This is a genomic window from Microbispora sp. CL1-1 (assembly GCF_012034195.1).
Lineage (GTDB): Bacteria > Actinomycetota > Actinomycetes > Streptosporangiales > Streptosporangiaceae > Microbispora.
Window position 1 is genome coordinate 57,676 of record NZ_JAATEK010000025.1, and the last position, 24,865, is coordinate 82,540.

At 72.0% G+C, this 24,865-nt stretch carries 23 protein-coding genes; 10 read left to right on the forward strand and 13 right to left on the reverse strand.

Annotated elements, in window-relative coordinates; genetic code table 11:
• Positions 1-19: 19 nt before the first annotated feature.
• Together HCK04_RS26010 and HCK04_RS26015 are read right to left on the reverse strand one after the other, a co-directional pair.
• On the reverse strand, positions 20-1,216 hold the full coding sequence (locus HCK04_RS26010; protein WP_142650017.1) for an ROK family transcriptional regulator: 1,197 nt from the start codon (positions 1,214-1,216) through the stop codon (positions 20-22).
• Between the two features lie 262 nt (positions 1,217-1,478).
• Complete coding sequence (locus HCK04_RS26015; protein ID WP_142650018.1) at positions 1,479-2,306, reverse strand: SDR family NAD(P)-dependent oxidoreductase; 828 nt, start codon at positions 2,304-2,306, stop codon at positions 1,479-1,481.
• A gap of 91 nt (positions 2,307-2,397) precedes the next feature.
• Here HCK04_RS26015 and HCK04_RS26020 point away from each other — a divergent pair, with 91 nt between their 5' ends.
• A complete protein-coding gene (locus tag HCK04_RS26020) occupies positions 2,398-3,291 on the forward strand; it encodes a helix-turn-helix transcriptional regulator (protein WP_142650019.1) in 894 nt (297 codons plus the stop codon).
• Here the strand turns inward: HCK04_RS26020 and HCK04_RS26025 are convergent.
• The 4 genes from HCK04_RS26025 to HCK04_RS26040 all read right to left on the reverse strand — a co-directional run bounded on the left by HCK04_RS26025 (position 3,259) and on the right by HCK04_RS26040 (position 9,749).
• Positions 3,259-3,888: a TetR/AcrR family transcriptional regulator gene (locus tag HCK04_RS26025; RefSeq protein WP_260617403.1), complete on the reverse strand. Its 630-nt coding sequence runs from the start codon at positions 3,886-3,888 to the stop codon at positions 3,259-3,261. The two genes, HCK04_RS26020 and HCK04_RS26025, sit on opposite strands and share 33 nt — an antisense overlap.
• A 46-nt stretch (positions 3,889-3,934) precedes the next feature.
• Positions 3,935-5,140, reverse strand: a complete 1,206-nt coding sequence (locus HCK04_RS26030; protein ID WP_142650021.1) for a cytochrome P450 — start codon at positions 5,138-5,140, stop codon at positions 3,935-3,937.
• A 134-nt stretch (positions 5,141-5,274) separates the two neighbouring features.
• A complete protein-coding gene (locus tag HCK04_RS26035; protein ID WP_142650022.1) occupies positions 5,275-5,577 on the reverse strand; it encodes an STAS domain-containing protein in 303 nt (100 codons plus the stop codon).
• Positions 5,577-9,749: a SpoIIE family protein phosphatase gene (locus HCK04_RS26040; RefSeq protein ID WP_142650023.1), complete on the reverse strand. Its 4,173-nt coding sequence runs from the start codon at positions 9,747-9,749 to the stop codon at positions 5,577-5,579. The genes HCK04_RS26035 and HCK04_RS26040 overlap by 1 nt, the downstream gene beginning before the upstream one ends.
• Before the next feature lie 329 nt (positions 9,750-10,078).
• On the opposite strand from HCK04_RS26040, the gene HCK04_RS26045 reads away from it, so the two are divergent.
• From HCK04_RS26045 to HCK04_RS26060, 4 genes are all read left to right on the forward strand, one after another.
• Positions 10,079-11,056 (forward strand): L-threonylcarbamoyladenylate synthase, encoded by a 978-nt coding sequence (locus HCK04_RS26045; RefSeq protein ID WP_142650024.1) that lies wholly within the window; start codon positions 10,079-10,081, stop codon positions 11,054-11,056.
• 118 nt (positions 11,057-11,174) lie between these two features.
• Entirely contained in the window at positions 11,175-11,804 is a 630-nt protein-coding gene (locus tag HCK04_RS26050; RefSeq protein WP_142650025.1) for an HD domain-containing protein, read from the forward strand.
• A 411-nt stretch (positions 11,805-12,215) separates the two neighbouring features.
• Positions 12,216-13,127, forward strand: coding sequence for an alpha/beta hydrolase (locus tag HCK04_RS26055; RefSeq protein ID WP_142650026.1), 912 nt, complete (start codon positions 12,216-12,218; stop codon positions 13,125-13,127).
• Between the two features lie 101 nt (positions 13,128-13,228).
• Positions 13,229-14,191 carry a DJ-1/PfpI family protein gene (locus tag HCK04_RS26060; RefSeq protein WP_142650027.1) on the forward strand — a complete coding sequence of 321 codons (963 nt, stop codon included), beginning with the start codon at positions 13,229-13,231 and terminating at the stop codon, positions 14,189-14,191.
• A 6-nt stretch (positions 14,192-14,197) separates the two neighbouring features.
• Here the strand turns inward: HCK04_RS26060 and HCK04_RS26065 are convergent, their stop codons facing one another.
• On the reverse strand, positions 14,198-15,196 hold the full coding sequence (locus HCK04_RS26065; RefSeq protein ID WP_142650028.1) for an RNA polymerase subunit sigma-70: 999 nt from the start codon (positions 15,194-15,196) through the stop codon (positions 14,198-14,200).
• Between the two features lie 239 nt (positions 15,197-15,435).
• Here HCK04_RS26065 and HCK04_RS26070 point away from each other — a divergent pair, with 239 nt between their 5' ends.
• From HCK04_RS26070 to HCK04_RS26085, 4 genes are all read left to right on the forward strand, one after another.
• Positions 15,436-15,666: a hypothetical protein gene (locus HCK04_RS26070; RefSeq protein WP_205830729.1), complete on the forward strand. Its 231-nt coding sequence runs from the start codon at positions 15,436-15,438 to the stop codon at positions 15,664-15,666.
• Positions 15,667-15,910: 244 nt separating this feature from the next.
• Complete coding sequence (locus HCK04_RS26075) at positions 15,911-16,375, forward strand: DUF417 family protein (RefSeq protein WP_168066261.1); 465 nt, start codon at positions 15,911-15,913, stop codon at positions 16,373-16,375.
• A 105-nt stretch (positions 16,376-16,480) separates the two neighbouring features.
• Positions 16,481-18,316, forward strand: coding sequence for a glycoside hydrolase family 15 protein (locus HCK04_RS26080; protein WP_142650030.1), 1,836 nt, complete (start codon positions 16,481-16,483; stop codon positions 18,314-18,316).
• 129 nt (positions 18,317-18,445) lie between these two features.
• Positions 18,446-18,658 carry an SDR family oxidoreductase gene (locus HCK04_RS26085; protein ID WP_240971827.1) on the forward strand — a complete coding sequence of 71 codons (213 nt, stop codon included), beginning with the start codon at positions 18,446-18,448 and terminating at the stop codon, positions 18,656-18,658.
• Here HCK04_RS26085 and HCK04_RS26090 read toward each other — a convergent pair.
• The 3 genes from HCK04_RS26090 to HCK04_RS26100 all read right to left on the reverse strand — a co-directional run bounded on the left by HCK04_RS26090 (position 18,645) and on the right by HCK04_RS26100 (position 21,059).
• Positions 18,645-19,136 carry a hypothetical protein gene (locus HCK04_RS26090; protein ID WP_205830716.1) on the reverse strand — a complete coding sequence of 164 codons (492 nt, stop codon included), beginning with the start codon at positions 19,134-19,136 and terminating at the stop codon, positions 18,645-18,647. The two genes, HCK04_RS26085 and HCK04_RS26090, sit on opposite strands and share 14 nt — an antisense overlap.
• Before the next feature lie 87 nt (positions 19,137-19,223).
• The gene (locus HCK04_RS26095) at positions 19,224-20,372 is read right to left on the reverse strand and encodes a UDP-N-acetylglucosamine--N-acetylmuramyl-(pentapeptide) pyrophosphoryl-undecaprenol N-acetylglucosamine transferase (RefSeq protein WP_142650032.1); all 1,149 of its coding nucleotides are present in this window, start codon (positions 20,370-20,372) and stop codon (positions 19,224-19,226) included.
• Between the two features lie 120 nt (positions 20,373-20,492).
• Positions 20,493-21,059 carry a TetR/AcrR family transcriptional regulator gene (locus HCK04_RS26100; RefSeq protein ID WP_142650033.1) on the reverse strand — a complete coding sequence of 189 codons (567 nt, stop codon included), beginning with the start codon at positions 21,057-21,059 and terminating at the stop codon, positions 20,493-20,495.
• Positions 21,060-21,159: 100 nt separating this feature from the next.
• On the opposite strand from HCK04_RS26100, the gene HCK04_RS26105 reads away from it, so the two are divergent.
• Positions 21,160-22,110, forward strand: coding sequence for an NADP-dependent oxidoreductase (locus HCK04_RS26105; RefSeq protein ID WP_142650034.1), 951 nt, complete (start codon positions 21,160-21,162; stop codon positions 22,108-22,110).
• Here HCK04_RS26105 and HCK04_RS26110 read toward each other — a convergent pair.
• From HCK04_RS26110 to HCK04_RS26120, 3 genes are read right to left on the reverse strand one after another with little or no spacing between them, the layout of a single operon-like run.
• Entirely contained in the window at positions 22,107-22,985 is an 879-nt protein-coding gene (locus tag HCK04_RS26110) for a metal ABC transporter permease (RefSeq protein ID WP_142650035.1), read from the reverse strand. The two genes, HCK04_RS26105 and HCK04_RS26110, sit on opposite strands and share 4 nt — an antisense overlap.
• On the reverse strand, positions 22,982-23,893 hold the full coding sequence (locus HCK04_RS26115; protein ID WP_240971817.1) for an ATP-binding cassette domain-containing protein: 912 nt from the start codon (positions 23,891-23,893) through the stop codon (positions 22,982-22,984). Before HCK04_RS26115 ends, HCK04_RS26110 begins: the two co-directional genes overlap by 4 nt.
• Positions 23,886-24,842: a zinc ABC transporter substrate-binding protein gene (locus HCK04_RS26120; RefSeq protein WP_142650036.1), complete on the reverse strand. Its 957-nt coding sequence runs from the start codon at positions 24,840-24,842 to the stop codon at positions 23,886-23,888. Before HCK04_RS26120 ends, HCK04_RS26115 begins: the two co-directional genes overlap by 8 nt.
• Positions 24,843-24,865: the final 23 nt, after the last annotated feature.

A 24,865-nucleotide genomic window follows, 5' to 3' on the forward strand; every position in this document is an offset into this window, starting at 1 on the left:
CCCCCGAGGCCGGCGTCGATCACCGGGAGAAGCCGTAGACCTCCTCACTCACGAGCCTGGCCGCGCCGATGACGCCGGCCTGCGGGCCGAGATCGCTCATCGCGATCGGCAGGTTCCTGGTGGCGAGAGGCAGCGAACGGCGGTAGATCGCGCCGCGGATCTCCGCGAGGAGGATGTGACCCAGTTGCGTGAGGCCACCGCCCAGCACGATGAGGCTCGGGTTGAAGAACGACACCAGGCCCGCCAGCACCTCGCCCACGCGCCGTCCGCCGTCGCGCACCATCTGGACGGACGCCGCGTCACCGGCGGCGACCGCCTCTCCCACCTGCGCGGCGGTCAGCGTGCCGTCGCGTTCGAGGAACTCCTTGAGCAGGGGCGAGCGCCCGGACCTGGCCGCGGCGAGCGCCTGTCGCGCCAGCGCGTCACCGCCGAAGGACGCCTCCAGGCATCCCGTGTTGCCGCACGCGCAGATCTCGTCGGAGCCGGTGACCGGTATGTGCCCGATATCCCCCGCGCACCCGTCCATGCCGCGATAGAGCTCACCCTTGGCCACGATTCCGCAGCCGATGCCCGAGCCGACCTTCACGTACAGGAAGTTCTCGGCGGTGCTCGCCGAGCCGGCGTGTTGTTCGCCCAAGGCCATTACATTGACGTCGTTGTCCAGTAAGACCGGGCAGTCGAACCGCCCGCCGATGACATCGCGGACCGGATAACCGTCCCACCCCGGCATGATCGGTGGCGACACCGGGATACCGCGGGAGAAGTCCACCGGTCCGGGCACACCGACACCGACGCCCATCGGCTTGTCCACGCCCAATTTCTGGAGCAGCGCCCGGCTCTGTTCCATGGCGAGTTCGAGCACGGGCTCGGGGCCCTGACGCACATCGCATTGCGTGCGTTCGAACGCGAGGACGCGCAGCCTGCCGTCGGTGATCGCGGCGGACACCGAGGTCGCGCCGATGACGATGCCGACGAACCGCACCCGGCCGGCCAGATCGATGACGGTCGACCTGCGCCCTCCACGAGACGCGGCCGGTCCGATTTCCTCGACGAGTTTCAGCGCCGTAAGCCGGCCGAGTTCCGCCCCGATCGTCGTACGTGACACTTCGAAGTGTTCCGACAGCTGAATGCGGGATTGCGGGCCCGCGTCACGCAATCGCGTAAGTATTTTGGCCTGGAGCCGCGTTTCGGCTCGCCCTGGCACCGAAGTCTCCACCTGCCAAGTTTCTCATCCGAGGACGCCTCTGACGTCATCCTCTGACGTCATCCGCGCGCAGTCCGGCGTCGGCCGAAATCTCGCCTTGATCACTAGTCGGAGACGCATTTGTGAGGAACTCCCGATCAGACCCGCGGACCCGCTCCGCAATGAAACTTTCATTGCCACCTCGGCGTAACTCCGGCGTTTCGTCAGGCCGCGTTCGGCGACCCGGCCGATGTTTTCCCCGGCCGGACCCGAGAGCCGGGGAACCGCCGCGCGCTCACCCGTCGGCGGACTCGGAGAGGGAGCGCCACTCCCGCCAGGTGTCCAGGCGTTCGGAATAGACCCGCTCGGCGATCGGCAGGCAGTAGCTCCCCAGGAACAGGCGCAGCGGGGGCCGTTCCGCGTCCACGACCGCGAGGACCGCCTCGGCCGTGATCTCGGGGTCGATTGGCGCCCTGCCCGCCGCGGCGGCCCGGCGGGCCTGCCTGACCTGCTCGTACGCGGCGTGCGGCTCGGCGTGGACGGCCGAAGAGCCGCTCCAGTCGGTGCCGTACGGGCCGGGCTCGATGATCGTCACCTTGATCCCATGTGGGGCGACCTCCTGGGCGAGCGACTCGCTGAACGCCTCCAGGCCCCATTTCGACGCGTTGTAGAGCCCGAGCATGGGGAACGCGGCGACGCCGCCGATGCTCGACACCTGCAGGAAGTGGCCCCGCCCACGCTCCCGCATCCCGGGCAGCGCGGCCTGGGTGACCCAGAGCGCGCCGAGCAGGTTCGTCTCCAGCTGGGCCCTCGCCTGGGCCTCGGTGACCTCCTCCACCGCGCCGAAAAGGCCGTATCCGGCGTTGTTGACGACGACGTCGATCCCGCCGAAGCGCTCGGCCCCACGGGCGACCGCGGCGAAGGCGGCGTCCCGGTCGGTGACGTCGAGCGGCAACGGGAGGATCGCGTCGCCGAACTCGTCGGCGAGCGGCTTCAGCGTGGAAACGTCGCGGGCCGTCGCGACGACCCGGTCGCCGCGCCGCAGCGCCGCCCGCGTCCACACGTCGCCGAAGCCGCGGGACGCCCCCGTGATGAACCAGGTGATTGCGTTTTCTGTGCTCATGTCCATCGACTCTGCCCCGCACGGGACGGCACAGCCATCACCCCGGCAGGGTCACCATCACCCGCCGGTGCTGCGTACAGTGGCGGGTGACATGCCCGGCACCAACGCTCTCGGCAGCTTTCTCAAGGCCCGCCGCGCGCTCGTACGCCCGGAGGACGCCGGGCTGCCCGCGATCGGCCGGCGCCGCGTGGCCGGGCTGCGCCGCGACGAGCTGGCCACGCTCGCGGGCGTCAGCCTCGCCTATCTGACCCGGCTTGAGCAGGGCAGGGACCGCAATCCCTCCGAGCAGGTGCTCGACGCGCTCGGCGCCGCCCTGCGCCTCGACGCCGACCTCACGGCCCACCTGCACGCCCTGGCCCGAGACGCGTCGAGACCGAACGGCGGCCCGCCCCGCCGGCCGCGGGAACAGCCTGCCCCCGGAGCCGGGGATCTCCTCGACGCGTGGGCAGGCATACCCGCCTACCTGCGAGGACGGCGGTTCGACGTGCTGGCCGCCAACGCGGCGGCGATCGCTCTCGCGCCCATGTATCGGCCCGGCCGCAACCTCGTGCGAGACGTCTTCCTCGATCCCGGCGCGCGGGCGCTGTTCCCCCGGTGGGACGCGGTCGCGGCCGGCTCGGTCGCCGCGCTCCGGGCCGTGGCCGGCGCCGACCTCGACGACCCGGCCCTGCGCGAGCTGGTCGAGGAGCTGTCGGCGGCCTCCGACGACTTCCGCCGCCTGTGGGAACGCCATGACGTCCGCCCGACGCGGAACGAGACGAAGGAGTTCGCCCATCCCGTCGCCGGCCGGCTCGTGCTGCGGCGGCACAGCCTTGCGGTCGGCGGGACGGACGGCCAGGTCGTGATCGCCTACCAGGCCGATCCGGGAACGCCCTCGGCCGCCGCGCTGGCCGGGCTCACCGCTCCGGATCACGCTGCGGCCATCCACGTGGCAGAGCCCCGGCCGCCCGCGTCACACGGGCCAGCCGCCTCGTTTGCGCGGTGACCTGAGCGGCACGGCGTCCGGCAGCGGGGTGGCCGCGCCGGGCGACAGGGCGTCGAGGACGAGCGCGAGGTAGCGCCGCCAGCCGTCGCTGCCGGGCTCCATCGTCCACAGCACGCCCATCAGCATGACCATGATCCTCGGCAGGTCGTCGGCGACGAGGTCGGCGCGGATGAGACCGGCCTCCTGCCCGCGCCGGGCCAGCAGGGTCAGCGACTCGATGAACGGGCTGCTCGCCTCGGCGGTGACGGCGCCGGAGTTCCGGGCGGCGGCCAGGGTGTTGCGCTCCCGGTCCGCCGAGGACATCGCCGCCTCCAGCACGGTGGCCAGAGCGCGGCGGGGATCGTCGTCGCCGAGCGCCCGTTCGATGGCGGGGGCGATCTCCTCGGCGAAGCTCTGGTCGAGGGCCGCCCTGACCAGGCCCGCCTTGTCGGGAAAATGGCGATAGAGGGTAGCGATGCCGACACCGGCGCGGCGGGCGATATCTTCGAGCAGCGCGTCGGGCCCCTGCTCGGCCCAGACCTCCCGGGCCGCGCGCAGGATCCTCCCCGAGTTGCGTGCGGCGTCGGCGCGCAGCCGTCGCGAGGTCTCGGTGGTCACGCCCACAGGATAGCCAAAAATGATAGGCGACTATCGATAAGCCCCGTCAGGGCCGGTCCCACGTGACAAGCATGTGCTCGGGGCCCCGGGTGGACAACCCCGTCTTCCACACGACGTCGTCCTCGGAGCCGGCGAGGCGGAGCCCGGGCAGCCGGGTGAGCAGCGTACGCAGCGCGACCTGCAGCTCCATCCGGGCGAGCGGGGCGCCGAGGCAGTGGTGCGCCCCGTGCCCGAACCCCACGTGCGAGGCCTGCTGACGGTCGAGTTCGAGGTCGTCGGGGTTCGTGTAGACCGACTCGTCGCGGTTGGCCGATATCAGGCTCACGACCACCGGCTCACCGGCGCGCACCATGACGCCGCCCAGCTCGACGTCCTCCAGTGCGTAGCGCGCGATGGACGCGCCGCCGCCGAGCGGGACGAAGCGCATCAGCTCCTCGACTGCCCTGGGGATCAGGTCGAAGTCGGCGCGCAGCGCCGCGAGCTGCCCGGGATGGGTGAGCAGCACGTAGACGAAGTTGGGGATCTGCGTGGCCGTGGTCTCGTGGCCGGCGACCAGCAGCGCCTCGGCCAGCGACAGCATCTCCTCCTCCGACAGCCGCTCCTCGTCGTCGCGGGCCGCGACGAGCGCGCTGAGCAGGTCGTCCTTCGGAGCCTCGCGGCGCTGGGCGATGAGCCCCGCCATGTAGTCCCGGAGCAGCCCCATGCAGCGCACCACCTCGTCCGGGGTGAACCGCGTCGTGGACAGCAGCGCGTCCGACCAGGTGCGGAAGTCGACCCGGTCTTCGACGGGCACGCCCAGCAACTCGCAGATGACCGTGATCGGCAGCGGCAGCCCGAAGTCCTCGACGAGGTCGGCCGGGGCGCCCTTGCCGAGCATCGCGCCCACGAGACCGTCGGCGATCTCCTGGGTGCGGGGCCGCAGCAGCTCGACCCGCCGTACGGTGAACGCCTTCGACACCAGCCTCCGCAGCCTGCTGTGCTCGGGCGGGTCGAAGCTGAGGATGCTGCCGGGGCGGGACCGGTGGGGCCGCATCCGCGGCTCGTCACGGCCGATCGCCGCGGCCCGGCTGAACCGCGCGTCACCGAGCACGACCTTGACGTCCTCGTAGCGGGTCGCGAGCCACGCGGGCTCCCCGTACGGCAGCCGGACCCGGCACAGCGGTTCCTCCTGCCGCAAGCGGGAGAAGAGGGGATCCACCTCCAGCCGGTCCGTCTGTCCGAAGGGGAAGATCCGGGGTTCGACAGTGGTCATCATGCCTCCCAGAGCGGATCGCCGTTCACCACGATTCGTCGAGTCGCCACTTGATAGTCAACTCTCACATGACTCGTGTAAAGAGATCAACGCAAGCGAGAGCAAAATCTCACTTGAAGGAGGCAGGACGGGTCCTATCGGGCGCCGGAGTCCCCCTCGGCGACGGTGACGAGGTCCGCCAGCCCGGAGATGGTCAGTACGGGGGTCAGCAGGGGGTTGGCGATGAGCGCGATGTGGTCGGCGTGCGCGAACAGCACGCTCAGGCCCGCGCTGTCGAGATATTCGACCGAGGTGAGGTCGATGACGACGGGCCCCGGGGTGCTCTCAAGAGCCGCCGCGAGGGCGTCGGTGTTGCTCATGTCGATCTCGCCGGCCGCGGTCAGGAGAGCGACGCCGTCCGGGCGAACCCCAGGGGTGATGGTCAGGGGTGTGGTCATCAGGCGATCCTCATCTGCATGTCGACGGTGGTCCCGTACGGGCCGGGGGTGATGGTGACCTGCTGCATCATGGCGCGCATGAGCGCGACGCCGCGCCCGCGGTGGGAGTTGGCCTCGGGCTCGGGGGACTTCCAGCGGCCGCTGTCGGCGACGGTGAGGCGCAGGTTGTCGACCGACGCCTCGACCCGCAGGCGGACGATCTCACCGGGGGCGTGCCGGTGGCCGTGCTCGATGGCGTTCGCGCACGCCTCACCCGCCGCGACCAGGACGTTCTGGACGATCTGGGTCGGCAGGTCGCACTGGCCGAGCCAGCTCCGCAGCGCCTTGCGTACCGGCGCGAGCTGGGACGACTCCGCCGGGAAGGTCACCTCCAGCGGGGCCGGGTGCCGATAGAGCAGCAGCGCGACGTCGTCGTCGTAGCCGTCCGCGGGCGCAAGGCGGATCATCACGTGCGTGGCGAGGTCGTCGACGGCGACGTTCCTGCCGTCCTGTACGGCCTGACTGGCCTGGTCGATGCCCGAATAGAGCGGACGGCGGCGGCGCTCGACCAGGCCGTCCGTGTAGAGCATGAGCGTGGCGCGCGCGGGGATGACCGTCTCGCTCTCCGGGCGGGCCGCCCCCGGCCGTACGGCGAGCGGCACCGAACGCCCGCCGTCGAGCAGGCCCGTGCTGCCGTCGGGGTGGGCGAGGATCCCCGGCGGGTGCCCGGCGCTGGAGTAGGACAGGCGCCCGGTCTCCGGATCGAGGACGGCGCAGAAGACGGTGGTGCACCGGGCCCCGGGGACACCGGCGGCGAACTGGTCCAGGGCCATGAGCACGCGGGCCGGGCTGTCGTCCTGCAGCAGCAGCGCGCGGCACGCGCTGCGCAGCTGTCCCATCACGGCGGCGGCCTGCACCCCGCGCCCGACGCAGTCGCCGACGACGATGCCGATGCGCCCGCCGGGCAAGGCGACGGTGTCGTACCAGTCGCCGCCGACCTCCAGGGGCCGGGTGGCGGGCTCGTAGCGTACGGCGAACCCGTCGGGAAGCCGGGCGGGGCCGAGGATGGCGCGCTGCAGCGCGATGGCGGTCTCGCGTTGCTGGTCGATCTGGTGGGCGCGCACAAGGCCCTGGGCCAGACGTCCGGCCAGCAGCGACAGCAGCACCTGGTCCTCACCCGTGAAGGGCCGGTGGCCGCCCAGGTCGATCCACAGGGCGAGCTGTCCCTCGGGGTGCTCCAGCAGGATGCCGGCCCCGTCGCGCTCGGTGACCGGTGTGAGCAGCGGCCGTCGCAGCAGATCGGCGAGCGCCCGGCGGCGTTCGCCCGGCAGCCCGTGCCAGTCCACCGGCTCGCCCTCGACGGTCAGGGACGGCTCCTCGCCCTGGCCGAAGACCGCGGCGACGACCGACGTCGCACGCCACAGGCCGCGCAGCTCCCGCAGGGCGCCGGTCAGCGCGTCGGACAGGCTCCCGGCCTGCGACAGGCCGGTGCTCAGCGAGGCGAGGGCGCTCTCGCGCTGGATGGCGTAGTGCTCGGCGGTGACGTCGCGGAAGGTGCCGACGACGACACGCCGCCCGGTGTCGGGATCCTGCGCCTCGTTGAAGGTCACGCTGATCCACAGCCGGTGCCCGTCGCGGTGGACGACCGGGATGGTGTGGCTGCCCCGGCCCGGGCCGAGCAGGCCGCTGAAGGCGTCGGCGACCTGCTGGTAGGCCTCGGGATCGGCGGCGGCGTCCGGCCACCACGGATGGATCGGCGTGTAGGGCAGGTTCTCCGGGCCGTAGCCGAGGATGTCGGTGAAGGCGCTGTTGATCTCGATGACGGCACCCTGCTCGTCGCAGACGAAGAACGCCTCCTGCAGCGAGTCGACCAGCGCGCTGCGCCAGCGCGCCTGGTGCTGGCGCAGCCGTGCCATGTCCATGTTCGCCCGCACCCGCGCGAGCAGCTCCGCGGCGGCGAAGGGCTTGACCAGGTAGTCGTCGGCCCCGGCCTGCAGGCCCTCGATCGACGCCTCCTGGCCCGCCCGGGCCGACAGCAGCACCACGGGCACGGCGGCGGTGCGCGGATCGGACCGCAGCGCCGCGACCAGGGACAGCCCGTCGAGGCGCGGCATCATCACGTCGCTGATCACGACGTCGGGCGCGTCCGCGCGTACGGCGTCCAGGGCCTCCATGCCGTCGCTCGCGGTGCCGACGAGATATCCGGCGCCCTTGAGGAGTCGGACGAGATAGCCGCGCATGTCGGCGTTGTCGTCGGCGACCAGCACACGCGCCGGGGCGGCCGAGCTCCCCGGCCGGATGGCGGAGCCGTCGTGCGACGGCAGCTCCATGCCGTTCCCGGCGGGCTCGCCGTCCTCGTCCGCGGGCAGCCAGCGCAGCGCCTCTTCGACGTACGGATCCGCGGCGGTGGCGCCCGCCCCGGTGCCGGCCGTGATGATCGACTCGGCGGGCAGGTGCGCGGAGCCGTACGGCAGGCGGATGGTGAAACGGGTGCCCGCACCCTCGGCGCTGTCGGCGCTGATCGTGCCGCCGTGCAGGCCGACCAGCTCCTGCACGAGGGCCAGCCCGATGCCGCTTCCCTCGTTGGAGCGCGAGCGCGCGTTCTCGATGCGGTGGAACCGCTCGAACAGCCGCGGCAGCTCGTCGGCCGGGACGCCGACGCCCGTGTCGGTGACGGTCACCACGGCGTGGTCGTCCTCGCCGCGCACGGTGACGCCGATCGCGCCCTCGAAGGTGAACTTCAACGCGTTGCTGAGCAGGTTGAGCACCACCTTCTCCCACATGCCGAGGTCGATGTAGACCGGCTCGTCCAGGGGAGGGCAGTCGACCCGGAACTCCAGGCCCGCCTTGTCGATCGCGGAGCGGAAGAGGCTGGCCAGCTCGGCCGTGACGGCGGCCAGATCGACCGGCTCATAGCCGGCCTGCATGCGGCCGGCCTCGATGCGGGAGAAGTCCAGCAGGGTGTTGACCAGCTTGCCGAGCCGCAACCCGTTGCGGCGGATGACCTCCAGCTCCTCGCGCACCTGCGGGTCCGCTCCGTGCAGCCGGGCGCGCAGCTCCTCCACCGGCCCCATGATCAGGGTCAGCGGCGTGCGGAACTCGTGGCTGATGTTGGAGAAGAAGACGGTCTTCGCACGGTCGAGCTCGGCCAGCTCCTCCGCCCGCCGCTGCTGGGCCTCGTAGCTGCGGGCGCTCGCGACGCCCGCCGCGACGTGCCCCGCCGCCAGCTCGATGAACCCGCGATACGCCTCGTCCAGCGGCCGATAGCGGTTGAGCGCGGCCACCAGGAACCCGTACGGCGCGCTGCCCTGCTGGAGCAGCGGCACCACCAGCGCCTGCGTGGGCGGCTCCGGCCAGGCTCCGGCCGGAAGACCGGCGAACGGCGCGCCGTCGAGCGGCACGATCACCGGCTCTCCCCGGGCCGGCGCCCCCACGGGCCACACCGTGCCGGGGTCGCCGGCCGCCAGGGTGAGCGGGGCGGCCGGATGCCCGGCGGCGATGCCGGTCACCCCGGCCAGCCGCGCGCCGCCGCCGTCCTGGAACAGATAGGTCAGTGTGAACGGCAGGTCGTAGAGGTTGCGGCCGAGCTGCCGGCAGGCGAACCCGAGCATCTCCTGCTCGGTGCGGACCACGCTGGGGTCGGAGCCGAGATCCCGCAGCGTCGCCATGCGCCGCTCGCCGATGACCCGCTCGGTCTCCTCGCTGACGACGCACAGCATGCCGACCACGGTGCCCGAGTCGTCGCGAAGGGGGCTGTAGGAGAACGTGTGGTAGCTCTCCTCCGGATAGCCGGCCCGCTCCAGGACCAGCAGCAGCGCCTCGTCCCAGGTGGCCTGCCCGGTGGCCAGCACGGTGTCGATCCGCGGGCCGATGTCGTCCCAGATCTCCGCCCAGACCTCGGCGGCGGGCCGGCCGAGCGCCCATGGATATTTCCGGCCCAGCGTGTCGCGCCGGTAGGCGGCGTTGCAGAAGAAGGTCAGCTCCGGCCCCCACGCCATCCACATGGAGAACCGGGACGACAGCAGGATGCTCACCGCCGTCTGCAGGCTCTGCGGCCACTCCTCCGGCGGCCCGAGCGGGGTGGCCCGCCAGTCCACCGACGCCAGATCACGGCCGACCTCGTCCTCGGCGGCGAACACCCCGGCCCCGGCCGCCTCCGGCGGCCCCTGCTCAGCGTCATCACAGCGCGTCACTTGACACCCTCTCGTTCACGCCGAGCCCGGCCCACCCGCGCCGGACCCCGCCATGCCGTTGCCGTGCTACTGCCACGCGGCGGGTCCCGCAAAAGTCGGGTGACACGTTCGGAGCAGGATATCCGGCCCCCCGAACCCGGATGGATCCGTACGGAATGCTCATCGGCGGCCTGACGGCACGACCGAGGTAGGACTTGTGGGGTTCTACGCTGAGCTGGACACGTCCTGGCGGCGTTTCCCCCGCGCCGCCGCGCACACGGCACCGCCGCGACGAGAACCCGGCGCGCGGAGAGCGGAACAGTGAGCGGAACAGTGAAAGGATCCCGAGGGTGACGGCAGGAACCGGTGACATAGAGAAGGCGGCGGCCGTGCTGCGCGCCGGAGGCCTCGTGGCCCTCCCGACCGAGACCGTCTATGGTCTGGGCGCCGACGCCGAGAACCCCGCCGCCGTCGCGCGCGTCTTCCAGGTCAAGGGGCGTCCGCCCACCCACCCGCTGATCGTCCACATCGGCGGCGCGGAGCACCTGGGCGACTGGGTCGAGGACGTGCCCGAGACGGCACGCCTGCTGGCCGAACGCTTCTGGCCGGGGCCGCTCACGCTGGTCCTGCGGCGCGGCCCCCGGGTGCCCCTCGAAACGACGGGCGGCCTGGAGACGGTGGCCATACGCGTGCCCGACCATCCTGTCGCGCTCGCGTTGCTGGAGGCCTTCGGCGGCGGTGTCGCGGCCCCCTCCGCCAACCGCTTCGGCTCGGTCAGCCCCACGACCGCGGACCACGTCCGTACGGAGCTCGGCGACGCCGTCGACTTCGTGCTGGACGGCGGCGCCTGCGGGGTCGGCGTCGAGTCCACCATCGTCGACGCCACGAGCGACGTCCCGACCATCCTGCGGCCCGGCGGGGTGACGCGCGAGGACCTCGAAGCGGCGCTGGGCCGCCCGCTCGCGGTCCCCTCCACGAGCCGCGTACGGGTGCCCGGCCAGCATCCGTCGCACTACGCGCCACGTGCGCGGGTCGTGCTCGTCGAGCCAGAGAAGGTCGTCGCCGAAGCGGAGCTCGCCCAGGAGCTGGGACACCAGGTGGGCGTCTTCCTTCCCCCCGCTTTCGCCGACGCCGAGGTGAAGGCGCACGCCGTGGTGGAGGTCCCCGCCTCGCCGGACGCGTACGCGCGCGAGCTGTACGGCTTCCTCCGCGAGCTCGACCAGCGAGGATGCGACCTGATCATCGCGTCCCTGCCGGTGGAGGAGGGGCTGGGACTCGCGATCGCCAACCGGCTCCGCCGCGCGGCAGGACCCCGGCCCTCCGACTGACCGGCCGATCACGCTGCCCCTCCGTGACCGGTCCATGGACGGGGCAAGACGTGTTGCTGCGACGTTCCTCGGCCGCCGCGGGTGACAGTGGAGCCCGAGCCGGAGGGGGAGCGAAACGATGACGATCGAGCAGACCGTGCCTGACACCAAGCTCGCGACGGAGGCCACCGAGTTCGTCCGTGACGTCACCAGCGACCTGATCTATCACCATTCGCGCCGTGTCTACTTCTTCGGCAGCCTGCTGGGGCGGCGACGGGACCTGAGCTTCGACCCGGAGCTGCTCTACATCGGCGCGATGTTCCACGACCTGGGGCTCAACGAGGAGCATCGCGGCAGCGGGCGGCGCTTCGAGGTGGACAGCGCCGATGCCGCCCGCGGCTTCCTGCGGCGACGCGGGGTGCCGGAGGACAGCATCCGCCGGGTGTGGACCGCGATCGCCCTGCACACCACTCCCGGTATCCCCGAGTTCATGGAGCCGGAGGTGGCGCTGGTCACCGCGGGCGTGGAGTATGACGTGCTCGGCATCGGCTATCACGATCTCGACGACGCCCAGCGGGCCGAGATCACCGCCCTCCACCCGCGCCCGGGGTTCAAGGAGGCGATCCTGCGGGCGTTCACCGAGGGCATCGCACCCAAGCCCGAGACGACGTTCGGCAACGTCAAGGCCGACGTGCTCGAACGCTATGTGCCCGGCTATCGGCGGGGCAACTTCGTCGACACGATCCTCGGCTCCCCCTGGCCGGAGTAGGGCGCGGCCCGCGCCAACGCCCGGGCCGCGGTGGAGCCGCTGAGCGGCACGACGCGGGGGAGCTTGCGCCGCGTGCCCGCCGCGTATCCCCGCTCGTCCCTGATCGTCCGCCGCGTTCGTCCGTGCTCGTCCCCGCTCGCGCGCCGCGTTCGTTCCTGATTGTCCGCCGCGCTCGTCCACGATCGTGCGCCGCGCTCGTCCCCGCTCGTACGCCGCGCTCGTCCCCGCTCGTACGCCGCGCTCGTCCTCGCGTTCGTCCCCCGTGCGAGCTACCGGCGAATGTCCACTGAGCGGTGACGATCTCGGACCACCCGATCCGTAGCGTTACGACGCAGCCACGGCGCCGTGCCCGCTTTCCCGCCGCACCGCCGTGCGCGTCCCCCTGCGTCGAATCCCTCACCGGAGGACCTCATGCTTCCCAGGATCAGGACATCCGTCGTGGCCGCGCTGTGCTGCACCGTGCTCGGCGCGGGAGTCGCGGGCTGCGACGGCGAGTCGCTGGACGACTGGGACCCCCTCGCCCCCGCCACGCGGACGGCCGCCGCCCCGATCTCCGGGACCACGAAGATCGAGGTCGCGGGCCGGTCGGTGAACGTGTCCTGTTCGGGCGACCCGGAGAAGGGCGGGCCCGTCGTCGTCCTGCTGGCCGGGGCGGGTGACGGGCTCGACAAGCTGGCCGCCTTCCAGAAGACGCTGAGCGAGCACAACCGGGTCTGCTCCTACGACCGGCTCGGCGAGGGCGCGAGCGACAAGCCGGACGGCCCGCAGAGCTTCTCCAGCACCGGGAAGATCCTGACCGGGGTGATCGACCGCGTCGCCGGCGACGGCCCGGTCGTCCTGGCAGGCCACTCGCTGGGCGGGCTGATCGCCGCCAGATATGCCCCCGACCACCAGGACAGGGTCAAGGGCCTGGTCCTGATGGACGCCACCCCGTCCACCATGCTGCACGACATCAGCACGGCGATCCCCGAGTCGGCCACCGGCCCGGCGGCCGAGCTGCGCGCGCAGAACCTCGCGGTGTTCAAGGGCGAGAACCCGGAGAAGCTCGTCGTCCCCGACGGCAAGGTCCGTTCCGCCGGGGACATCCCGGTGGAGGTCATCCAGCACGGCACGCCGTACCTCGCGGCCGTCCCCACGTACGGCCCGCGCCTGGAGCGGGCGTGGGCCGCGGGCCAGCGCAGGTGGCTCGCGCTGTCGAGCGACAGCACGCTGAGCACGGCCGCCAAGAGCGGCCACTACATCTACGTCGACCAGCCCGACGTGGCCGTCAAGGCCGTCGAGCGCGTCACCGCCCAGGCCGCACGTCAGGCTGAGGACGAGTAGCCGGGGCCGCGCGATATGACATTTCGCCCTTTCATGGAAGAAAGCGCCGCCGAAAGGCCCGGATATCTTGGCTTTATGCCTTTCCGACATAGAGTCGGGCCATGACTCGACGACGTGTGGTCGTGCTCGGATACCATGCGGCGGAGTTGCTGGACATTTCCTGCGTGACGTCCAGCCTGATAATGGCGAACCTGCACGGCGCCGCGCCGCCTTATGACGTGTGCCTGGCCACCCCGTCGGGCCTGCCCATCACGTGCGCGAGCGGGTTGACGCTGCAGGGGCAGCAGGCCCTTGAGCACATCACCGGACCGCTCGACACGCTCGTGGTGTCGGGAGGAATCGGGCACGAGGACGCCGCCGCCAGCCAGGTGATCGTCGGTCACGTACGCCGTCTGGCCCGGGAGAGCCGCCGCGTCGCCTCGGTGTGCACGGGCGCGGCGGTGCTGGCCGCCGCCGGACTGCTCGACGGACGCCGGGCCACCACGCACTGGAAGTACGGATACGTGCTCGCCACCCGCCACCCGGAGATCACCGTCGACGCCGAGCCGATCTTCATCCGCGACGGCAACGTCGCCACGGCGGCCGGGGTCACGAGCGCCCTCGACCTCACCCTCGCCTTCATCGAAGAGGACAACGGGGCGCCGCTCGCCCGGGAGGTGGCCCGCTATCTGGTGGCCTACCTGCAGCGGCCCGGCAACCAGGCCCAGATGAGCATGTTCACCGAGAGCCCGCCGCCGAGCGACGGCCTGGTCAAGCGCGTCGTCGACCACATCACGAGCCACCTCGACGGCGATCTGACCACGGCCACCCTCGCGGCAGGCGCGGGCGTGAGCGAGCGGCATCTCACCCGCCTGTTCCTCCGGCACCTGGGCCAGACCCCGGGCCGGTTCGTCCGCCGCGCCCGCACCGAGGCCGCCGCCCATCTCCTCGTCTCCACGTCCCTGCCCATGGCCGCCATCGCGGCCCGTTGCGGCTTCGGCACGACGGAGAGCCTCCGGCAGAATTTCCTCGACCGGTACGGCATCCCGCCCTCGCGCTACCGCCTGACCACGGCCATGCGGTGACGGCGGCTATTTCGTGCCGTCCGCGGGCAGGCGCTCCGGCAGGCCGAGCCGCGGGAACCGGTCGGCGTGGAAGACGAAGATCTCCGTGATCACCCCGCCGGTGATGCGCAGGACGTCGATCGTCAGCGGCAGGTAGGCGCCCTCCTGCTCCCGCCAGAGATAGAAGGCCACGGCGGGCTGCCAGTTCACGGAGGCCGGGACGGCGCGCAGGTTCTCCAGGCGCTCGAAGCCGTCCTGGATCCAGTCGTTCACCACCGCCTCACGGCCGACGTACAGGCCGGGGGTGGGCGGCATCGAGCAGCGGACGTCGTCCCGCAACATCGTGGTGATCGTCTTGATGTCCGTGGCCACACTGGCCTCGGTGAAGCGGCGCACCAGCTCGCGCGTCCCGGCGTCCTCCTCGCCGCCGGTCCAGTCCTGCCGCTCGGCGGGCAGGTGCTCCCGCATGCCGGCGCGGGCCCGCTGCAGCGCGCTGTTCACGGAGTTGACGGAGTCTCCGAGGAGCTCCGCGACGTCCTTCGCCGGCCAGCCGAGCACGTCCCGCAGGATCAGCACGGCCCTCGGGCGCGGCGCGAGGTGCTGTACGGCGACCAGGTAGGCCAGCTCGATCGTCTCCCGCGCGACGGCGACGCTCTCCGGCTCGTCCGCGTCGCCCGCGGGCAGCTCGTCCAGCAGCCGGTCCGGGTACGGCTGCAGCCACCGCGCCTCGCCGCCGGTCGCGGGCTCCGGACGGCACTTGGCGAGCAGGTCCAGGCAGGCGTTGGTGGCGATCCGGTAGAGCCAGGCCCGGAACGTCGACCGCCCCTCGAAGGTCTCCCGCCGCCGCCAGGCCCGCAGGAACGTCTCCTGTACGGCGTCTTCGGCGTCCTCGAACGACCCGAGCATCCGGTAGCAGTGCACGTGCAGCTCCCGCCGGTGCCGTCCTGTCAAGGCCGAGAAGCCCGGCTCGTCGAGCTCGCCCAGACCGCTCACGCCCAGCTCCTTCAGCAGCGTGTCCGCACCCATCGCGTCATCCTTCCGCGTCGTCGTGTCCCGTCGTAGGTGTGACGGCCGCGGGCGCGACAACTCATCACCAGGGGTCCGCCGGAGGGGCGGGAGGACACCGGGCGGGCGCGGGCTCCCGGTGTAAAGATCTTGTCCCTGGTGTGGATTTATCTCCTATCGCCCCCTCTACGGCCGCTCGGGGGATAAAACCACACCCCTCGTGGTCCAGTCGTGATCATGATCGGATAGTGTCTGCCCACGTGAACACGCTCCCCATGCCTGGGTCGCATGATGGCTGGCGGATCCTGCGGAGCGATGCCGGGCGGCTGTGGGCGACCCGCGAGCGCCCCTTCGACCGCGCGGCCGAGATGGCAGGCGCCTGCCGCACCGTGGATGCCGACGACCTCGGGCAGCTGAAGGCCGAGATCATGCGGCAGGAACGCATCGCCAGCGCGCTCGTGTCGGGGAGCAATAACGCGGCCGAGGCGTGAGCCGGGGGAGGAAATCCCTACTTTGCGCCGATCTCGCCCCCGTCTACGCGGCCTAGAACGCACGGCCACGGCCCTTCCCGGGAGCGTGAGCGCACGCCGGCCCGCTTCCGGGGCGCCGAGCGCCGTCCGGCGGCGAAACCGACCGGAGTAGCGTGGTGAGCGGCGCCGCGGACACGGCCCGGCCGCATGGTCGTCGCCCGCGAGTCCTACATCGAGCGCAATCGACGCGGTGAGCGAGGCTTCGATGGAACTGCATTGCATCGGCAAAATCGTGCACAGTCTCGGGATTTCGACCATTCGGTATGGTCTTGCGCTCAACCTTCTGGAGATCGGCCGGCTGAAATTCGAGGACTACGAGGTGGACAACATCCGCCCCCTCGTGACCGCAAGCCCCCCGCTCGCATGGCTCGTCGCCAGGCTGGGGGAGAAGAGGCTCGCCGGCCTGCTCGGCGTCGCCGAGATCGCTCTGGGAGCGCTGATCGGAGCGAAGCCGATCGCGCCGAGAGTGTCGGCCCTCGGCAGCCTCGCCGCCGTCGGCATGTTCGCCACCACCCTCAGCTTCCTGGCCACGACGCCCGGGGCGTGGCAGGAGACACACGGCGAACCGAAGCTGTCGCTCACGGGGCAGTTCCTGCTGAAGGACGCCGTGCTCCTCGGAGCCTGCCTGCTCACGGCCGCGGACGCCCTGCGGGCCGCCGAGCGCCGGTAGCCCAGGCCGGGTGTCGCGCCGGGCTAACGGAGCGCTCCGCTGCTTTTGCCGCGATTTGCCCAGCCCGTACGCACGGTCGTGGTCTTCTCCGGGTATCGGGCGTTGATGAGCACCACCCCCATCGCCGACCTCGCGTTGGTGTCCGATCGCCATTCCGCCGGCCTCATCAGCAGGGACGGATCGGCCGAGTGGCTGTGCTTCCCCCGGTTCGACGGGCCGTCCGTCTTCGCCCGCCTGCTGGACGACGAGGCCGGGCACTGGTCGATCCGCCCGGCCATCCCCTTCGAGACGACGCGCCGTTATCTGCCGCGGACGATGGTGCTGGAGACCACGTTCCGCACCGGGAGCGGCACGGCCGTCCTCACCGACGCCCTGCTCACCGGGCCTGACGACGGCGGCCACCGGCTCGGCGTCGGGGTGCCGCACCTGCTCGCCCGACGGGTGTCCGGCCTCGGCGGCGAGGTGCCGATGGAGGTCGATTACCGGCCCAGGCCGGAGTACGGCCTGATCCACCCGATCCTGTCCGTCGCCGACGGCGGCGTCACCGCCCACGGCGGAGCCGAGTCGCTCGTGCTGACCACGCCGGTCCCCCTCCGCATCGAGGACGGCAGCGCGTACGGCGCGTTCACGGTGCACGAGGGCGAGACACTGCACTTCGGGATGCACCGCTCGACGCCGCAGGAGACTCCCGCGCGGGTGTGGGACCAGACGGAGCTGGCGGCCCGGCTGGACGGCACGATCGCCGCCTGGCGGTCGTGGTCCAGCCTCCACCAGGCCTATGACGGCCCATGGTGCGACCTCGTGCACCACAGCGGGCGGGTGCTGCAGGCGCTGTCCTTCCAGCCGAGCGGCGCGATCGTCGCGGCCGCCACGACGTCGCTGCCCGAATGGCCCGGCGGTGCGCGCAACTGGGACTACCGGTTCACGTGGGTCCGGGACGCGTCACTGACCATGAGCGCCCTGTGGGTCGCGGCCTGCCCCGACGAGGCGAGCGACTTCTTCTCCTTCCTCACCACCGCGGCCCCGACTCTGGACGAGGACCGCGCGCTGCAGATCATGTTCGGCGTCCGCGGCGAGCACGACCTGAGCGAGCGCACCCTGCCGCACCTGCGCGGCTGGCGCGACAGCCGGCCCGTACGCGTCGGAAACGGCGCGTGGAACCAGCGGCAGATCGACGTCTATGGCGAGCTGCTCGACGCGGCCGCGCGCCTCGAACGCCAGATCGGCGGCATCGACGACGACGTCAGGCGCTTCCTCGTCGCCTGCGCCGACACCGCGGCCGAGCGCTGGACGGAAAAGGACCAGGGCATCTGGGAGATACGCGGAGAGCCACGCGACTTCCTCTACTCCAAGCTCATGTGCTGGGTGGCGCTGGACCGCGGCATCACCCTCGCCGGCCTGCTCCGGGCGCAGGATCGTACGGAGTCCTGGCGGCTGACCCGCGCCGAGATCCGCGACGCCCTGCTGCGCGAGGGCTGGAACGAGCGGGTGGGGGCGTTCACGCAGTCCTTCGGCTCCGACGAGCTGGACGCCAGTGCCCTCATGGTGCCGATCACCGGCTTCCTGCCGCCCGACGACCCGCGGGTGCTCTCCACGATCGACGCGATCGCGCAGCGGCTCACCGACGACCAGGGCCTGGTCTACCGCTACCGCACCGAGGACGGCGTCGACGGCCTCGCCGGCGAGGAGGGCACGTTCCTGCTGTGCTCGTTCTGGCTGGCGCAGGCGCTCGCCGTGTCCGGGCAGGTCGGCCGGGCCAGGGAGGCATTCGAGCGGGCCGCCGCGTACGCCAACGACGTGGGCCTGCTGTCGGAGGAGGTCGATCCCGGGAGCGGCGCGCTGCTCGGCAACTTCCCGCAGGCGTTCAGCCACATCGGGCTCATCAACGCCGCCTGGGCCATCGACCAGGCCGAACGGACCGCGCGGGCGCACACCTCCTGACTTCGGCGTAGGCGCCCGCGTAGCCGGCGGGCGGCGCCCTCAAGCAGGTGTCCTGCGCTCGTCGCCGGCCGACGGCAAGCGCGTTCAGGGGCTCGTACGCATGCACGGCTCGACCACGGGATCAACGCCCTGGTCACCGGTGGCGTCGACACGCCGCTGCTGCGCGACAACATGGGTCCGTCGCCGGGAGAGTCCCTGCGCGTGGCCGGGGCGATGCACCCGATCGGGCGGATCGGGCAGCCGGAGGAGATCGCCGCGTTCGTGGCGTTCCTGCTGAGCGACGAAGCCCGGTTCATCACCGGTGCCGCGCTCGCCGTCGACGGCGGAATCACCGCCGCCTGAGTGGCAGGGAAGCGGTGTCCGCGAGCACGTCCGGGAAGCCGAACATCGCGACCAGCGCGGGATCATGGAACTTGACCACGCGGGAGACACCCGTGGCGGTCGCGGCCAGCACCACGGCGCCGTCGGCGCGGAGCACGCCGCCGGCGTCCCGGTGATACACGACGGCGGCGGGCCGGCCGTTGGCCGCGGTGGCGATCATCCGCCAGTCGCCCGGAGTGCCCAGCACGTACGTGCCGAGCATGTGGACGCACCTCGCCCGGCCCGACTGCCAGTCGCGGAACGGCGTCGCCTCGAGCGTGGCGTCCGCACGCAGCACCTGTTCAAGCAGGCCGGCGTCGGAGCGCTCGAAGGCCGCGATGTAGCCGTCGAGCAGCGCGCGTGGGGGCCCCGGTCCCGGGGCGGTCACCCCCTCGCCCATCGCGACGACCTCACCGGCGGCCTCGAAACCGGCATCGAAACCGGCATCGAAACCGGCCACGTACGGCGGTCACGGGCCGTCCAGGAACGTGCCGTACAGACCCCGGTCGCCGCGAAAAGGAATCGGCCGCACCCGGACGGAGGGGGGTCACTTCGCCTGGTCGAGGATCACCCTGGCGAGGGCGTCGGCGGCGTCGGGCCGTCCGAGGGCTCTGGCGGCATGGGTCATGCGCACGCGGAGGCCGGGATCGGCGAGCAGCACGTCGAGTTCGGCCAGGAGCTGCTCGGGGGTGGGGCCGGGTTCGAGCAGGGCGCGGGCGGCTCCGGCCTCGACGAGGTAGCGGGCGTTGCCGCGTTGCTCGTCTCCGGCGGCGGGGATCAGCGGGATGAGGACGGACGGCTTCCCGACCGCGACCAGCTCGGCGACGGTTCCCGCGCCGCTGCGGGAGACGACGACGTCCGCGGCGGCGTACACGTCGGGCAGTTCCTCGCCGACGTACGCCGTGGGGTGATAGCGCGCGCCGATCCCGGCGGGCAGGCCGGCGGCGACCTCGGTGAGGTGGCCGATCCAGTCCCGGCCGCACTGGTGGAGCACCTGGGCGCGGGTGAGCAGCGTGGGCAGGATCCGCTCGATCAGGGTGTTGATCTGCCTGCTGCCCTGCGCGCCGCCGGTCACGTAGACGAGCGGCAGGTCCGGGGCGAGGCCATACCGCTGGTGCGCTCGGACAGGGTTTCCGTGCAGGAGCTGGGGACGGATGGGGTTGCCCGTGACCACGGCCCGCGCGCGGGCCCGCGCGGGGAGGTGGTCGATCGAGGTGGGATGGGTGAGCGCGATCGTCGTGGCCACGCGGGCCAGGATGCGGTTGGCCAGGCCGAGCGCGGTGATCTGCTCGTGCATGACCAGCGGACGGCCGAGCAGGCGAGCGGCGAGACCGAGGGGCACGCAGACATACCCTCCCGTCGACAACACCACGTCGGGCCGGTAGCGCGCGGCGATCCCGGCGGCCTGCAGAACCCCGATCGGGATCCGGAAAAGATCGGCCACGTTCCGGCCGAGCTCACGGAGGTTCGGCGATCGCCTGACCTTGCCCGCGCTGATCGCCCTGAACGGGATGTGGTGCTCCATGGCGATCCGCGCTTCCAGCCCGTCGGCCGTGCCCACCCACAGCACGTCCAGGTCGCGGCCCTGCGCCGCGGCATGCCGGCGGACGGCCGAGATGGTCGTGAGCGCGGGATAAGTGTGCCCGCCGGTCCCGCCTCCGGTGACGAGCATCCGGATCTTCCGCGCGGCTGTCATGCGGTGGTCTCTCCTCCATGTGTACGGCATCGGCACTCATGATCGTTTCACGGGTGCGGCCGTGCTCCGGTGCCCGCCTCGGTCCAGGCTCGGACCGGCTCAGGCCTGCTCGGTGCAGGCTCAGGCCGGGCGGTCGGCGGGTCGGAGGCCGTCCATCAGCAGGTCGAGCAGGCGACCGGCCCTGGCGTCCTGCTCTCGCCGGGGTGCCACGGTGAAGATGCCGATGAGGGAGGCGGCGATGTCTTCGGCGCCGACGTCGGAGCGGAGGTCGCCCGCCGTCCGGCCGGCGTCGAGGATCGTGGTGATGGCCGCCAGCAGCTCGTTCCGGGTCTGCGCGTGGGCGATCTCGCCCGACTCGATCATCGCGAGCAGCGTGCCGAGCATGCCGTTCTTGGTCGCGATCCAGTCGCCGAACAGGTCCATCCAGCGCCGCATCGCCGCGGCCGGAGGCATCTCGCCGAGCAGCTCGCGGGCGCCGGTCGTCAGCCGTACGACCTGGTCCCGGTAGACCGCGTCGACCAGCGACTCTCGGGTCGGGAAGTGCCGATAGAGCGTGGCGATGCCGACCCCGGCCTCGCGGGCGATCGCACGCATCGACGGCTCGGCGTCGGCCGACGCGAACACGCGGGTCGCCACCGCGAGCAACTGGTCGCGGTTCCGGGCCGCGTCCGCCCGTGTCGCGCGCATCTCTGCCTCAGTCAAAACGGAACACGCTCCGGTTGTGTTAGGGTCGTCCATCGAAACGGAGCATAGTCCGTTTCGTGTTCCCCCAAGGAGGCAGGCGCACATGCAGCACGATCAACCGCCGACGGGCAGGGGCAGGGCGGTCCGGCTCGACTCGTTCGGCGGCCCCGAGGTTCTGGACGTCCGCGAGGTTCCCGCTCCCCAGGCGGGCCCGGGACAGATCCGCGTACGGGTCACCGCGGCCGGGCTGAACCCGATGGACTGGATCATGACCGCCGACGCGGACACCGCCGCCCGGTTCGGCCTGAGCCTCCCGGCCGGGTTCGGCACCGACTACGCGGGGCTGGTCGACCAGGTCGGTGGCGGGGTGACCGGCTTCGCGCCCGGCGACCGGGTGTTCGGGGGCGCCCTGTCCCGCGCGGTCGCCGACTTCGTGGTGATCGACCCGGCCGGAGGGATCGCGGCGAACGAGGCCCATCACACTCCCGACGGCGTCGACGACCGCACCGCCGCCACCCTCACGATCGCCGGGCGAACGGCGTCCGCCGCCCTCGCCGTGATCGACCCCGGCCCGGACGACACCGTGCTGATCGGCGGCGCGGCGGGCGGGGTCGGCGTGTTCGCCGTCCAGCTCGCCCGGCTCGCGGGAGCGCGCGTGATCGGGACGGGATCGGCGAACTCGGCCGGCTTCCTGCGCGATCTCGGAGCCGAGCCGGTCGTCTACGGCGACGGCCTGGCCGACCGGGTCCGCGACCTCGCCCCCGGCGGTGTCACCGCCGCCATCGACCTGCACGGCACGGAGACGGTGCACGCCGCGAGGAAGCTCGGCGTCCCGGACGGCCGCATCTGCACCATCGCCGCACAGGTCGAGGGCGTGGCGGCGGCCAACGGCGCGAACGCCGCCCCCGGCGCCCTGGAAGAGATCGCCCGCCTGGTCGCGGCGGGGCGGCTCCGGGTGCCCATCGCGGCGAGCTTCCCGATCGAGGAGATCCGCCGCGCGGCCGAGCTCCAGGCCGGCCGGCACGTGCACGGCAAGGTCGTCATCGACCTCTAGCCCGCGACCGCGGCCGGGGGTCTGCGCGCCCAGCCGCTCCGGGCCCGTACGGCACCGGCGGCGCGGCAGGCCAGATAGATGACGAAGGCGATCGTGGTGACATACGGGCTGATCGGGATGCTGCTGCCCAACGCGATGAGGATGCCGCCGACCACGGACGTGACGGCGAACAGGACGCTGAGCAGCGGGATAAGCCGAGGGGAGGCGGTCACCCGGGTGGCGGCGGCCGCTGGGGTGACCACCAGGGCGAGCACCAGCAGAGCGCCGACGATCTGGATGGTCGTGGCCACGGCGAGACCCAGCACCAGGGTGAACACGGGAGACAGGGCCCGGACGGGCACGCCGCGGGCGGCGGCGACCTCGGGATCGAGGCTGGCGAAGGTCAGCGGACGCCACATGACCGCCAAGGCGACCAGGACGACGACCGACACGCCGATGAGCCAAGCGGTCTGCGGCGTGTCCACGGCCACGATCTGACCGGTGAGCAGCCCGAACTTGTTGGCGGCGCGGCCCTTGTACAGCGAAAGGAACAGCACGCCCAAGCCCAGGCCGAACGGCATCAGCACGCCGATGGCGGAGTTGCGGTCGCGGACGCGCACTCCCATGGCGCCGATGACCGCGGCGGCCAGCACCGATCCGGCCAGGGATCCCGCCACCACGTTCACCCCGAGCAGGAGCGCGGCCGCCGCGCCGGCGAAGGACAGCTCGGCGATCCCGTGCACGGCGAAGGCCAGATCCCGCATCATCACGAACGTGCTGATCAGGCCGCCGACCACGCCCAGCACGGCCGCGGCGATGATCGAGTTGGTGACCAGAGCCAGCAGTTGCCCGTAGTCGTCGTAGTTGAAGATCTGGTGCCAGATGCCGGTGCTCATGACGGGACGCCTTCGGTGTGGTCGAGGTGATGCGGGACGGATGCGCCGGCGACCAGGTAGCGGCCGTGGGCCCGGACCACCTCGACCTGGCCGCCGTACAGGTCGGACAACACGGACGACGTCATCACCTCGTCGGGCGTGCCGACGCGGAACCGGCCCCCGGCCAGGTAGAGCACCCGGTCGACCAGCGGCAGCACCGGGTTGAGCTCGTGGGTGACGAAGAGCACCGCGGTGCCGCGGGCGCGCCGCCGCCGGTCGAGCAGGTCGACGATCGCGTGCTGGTGATGCGGGTCCAGCGACAGGAGCGGCTCGTCGCACAGCAGGAGCGCGGGATCGGTGGCCAGGGCCTGCGCGATGCGCACCCGCTGCTGCTCGCCGCCGGACAGCAGGCCGAGCGGCATGTCCGCGTACGTCTGCGCGCCGACCTCGGTCAGCAGTTCGTCGATGCGGCGCCGCAGCCCCCGGCCGCCGAGGGGCAGACCCCAGCGGTGGCCGTCGACGCCGAGCCGTACGAGATCGCGGGCGCGCAGTGGCGTGTGCGGGGCGACGGCACGCTGCTGGGGGATGTAGCCGATCAGATCGCCGCCTCGCCGCGGCGGGCGGCCGCCGATCAGCAGGGTGCCGGCGGAGAGAGGCACCTGGCCCAGGACGGCGTGCAGCAGGCTGGTCTTGCCCGCTCCGTTGGGCCCCAGCACGGCGATGAACTCGCCGCCGTGCAGCTCCAGGTCCAGCCCGGACCACAGCACGCGCTCGCCACGGCGCAGTTCCGCGCCGGTCAGGCTGAGGACGACGGGCGATCCGCCGGTGGGGGCGGCCTGCGGTGCGACGGCGCCCGGTCGCTCGATCATCGGCCCAGTCACCGGCTCGGCCACCGGCTCGGCCACCGGCTCGGTCATCGGCTCAGTCATCGTGCAGGGCCTTGCCGAGCGCGTCGAGGTTGGCGGTCATCCAGCCGATGTAGTCCTCACCGGAGGGCAGGGTCTCGGTGACCGGGACGACGGGGATCCCGCTGCCGTCCGCCGCCTCACGGACCTTCTCGGTCTCCGGGCCGGAGGTCTGGGAGTTGTAGACCAGGGCCCGCACCTTCTTGCCGCTGAACAGGGCGAGGGTGTCCCGCAGGACGCGGGCGGAGACGTCGTTGCCCTCCTCGATGGCCTCGCTGAAGTCCTCGGGGGTGGCGTTGGTCAGGCCGCAGGCCTCGATCATGTACAGCGGGACCGGCTCGGTGATCGCCACGGCGGTGCCCTTCGCGCTCTGCGCGATCGTCGCCTCCTGCTCCTCCAGCGGCGTGAGCTTCTGCTTGAAGGCCTCGGCCCCTGCGGTGAAGGCGGCGGCTCCGGAGGGATCGGCCTTGCCCAGCGCGGCGGCGATCGAGTCGGCCAGCCGCGCGACGGACGGGAAGTCATACCAGACGTGCTCGTTGAGCTCCTCCCCGGCGGCCGCCGTCTTCCCGGAGATCTCGACCGCGTTCAGCACCTGGGCCGTGGTGTTGCCGGCGGCGTCGCGCATCTTGTCCATGAAGTCGTCGTAGCCGCCGCCGTTCTCGATGATCACCTTGGCGTTCGACAGGGCCAGCTGGTTCTGCGTGTTGGCCTCGTAGGAGTGCGGGTCCTGGTCGGGGCTGGCGATGAACGAGGTCACCGCGACCTTGTCGCCGCCGATCTGCCGCACGATGTCGCCGTACACGTTGGTGGAGGTCACCACGGCGACCGCGCCGGTGGACGCGCTCGTGGACGCGCTCGCGGACGGCGCCGCGGACGCCGCGGGAGCAGGCGAGCCGCCGCAGCCGGCCAGCAGCACGGAAGCCACGCCCGCGACGACGAGCACGGCGGGACGACGGAGGGAGGAGGTGTTCATGTCAATCCTTGTGGTTCGAACGG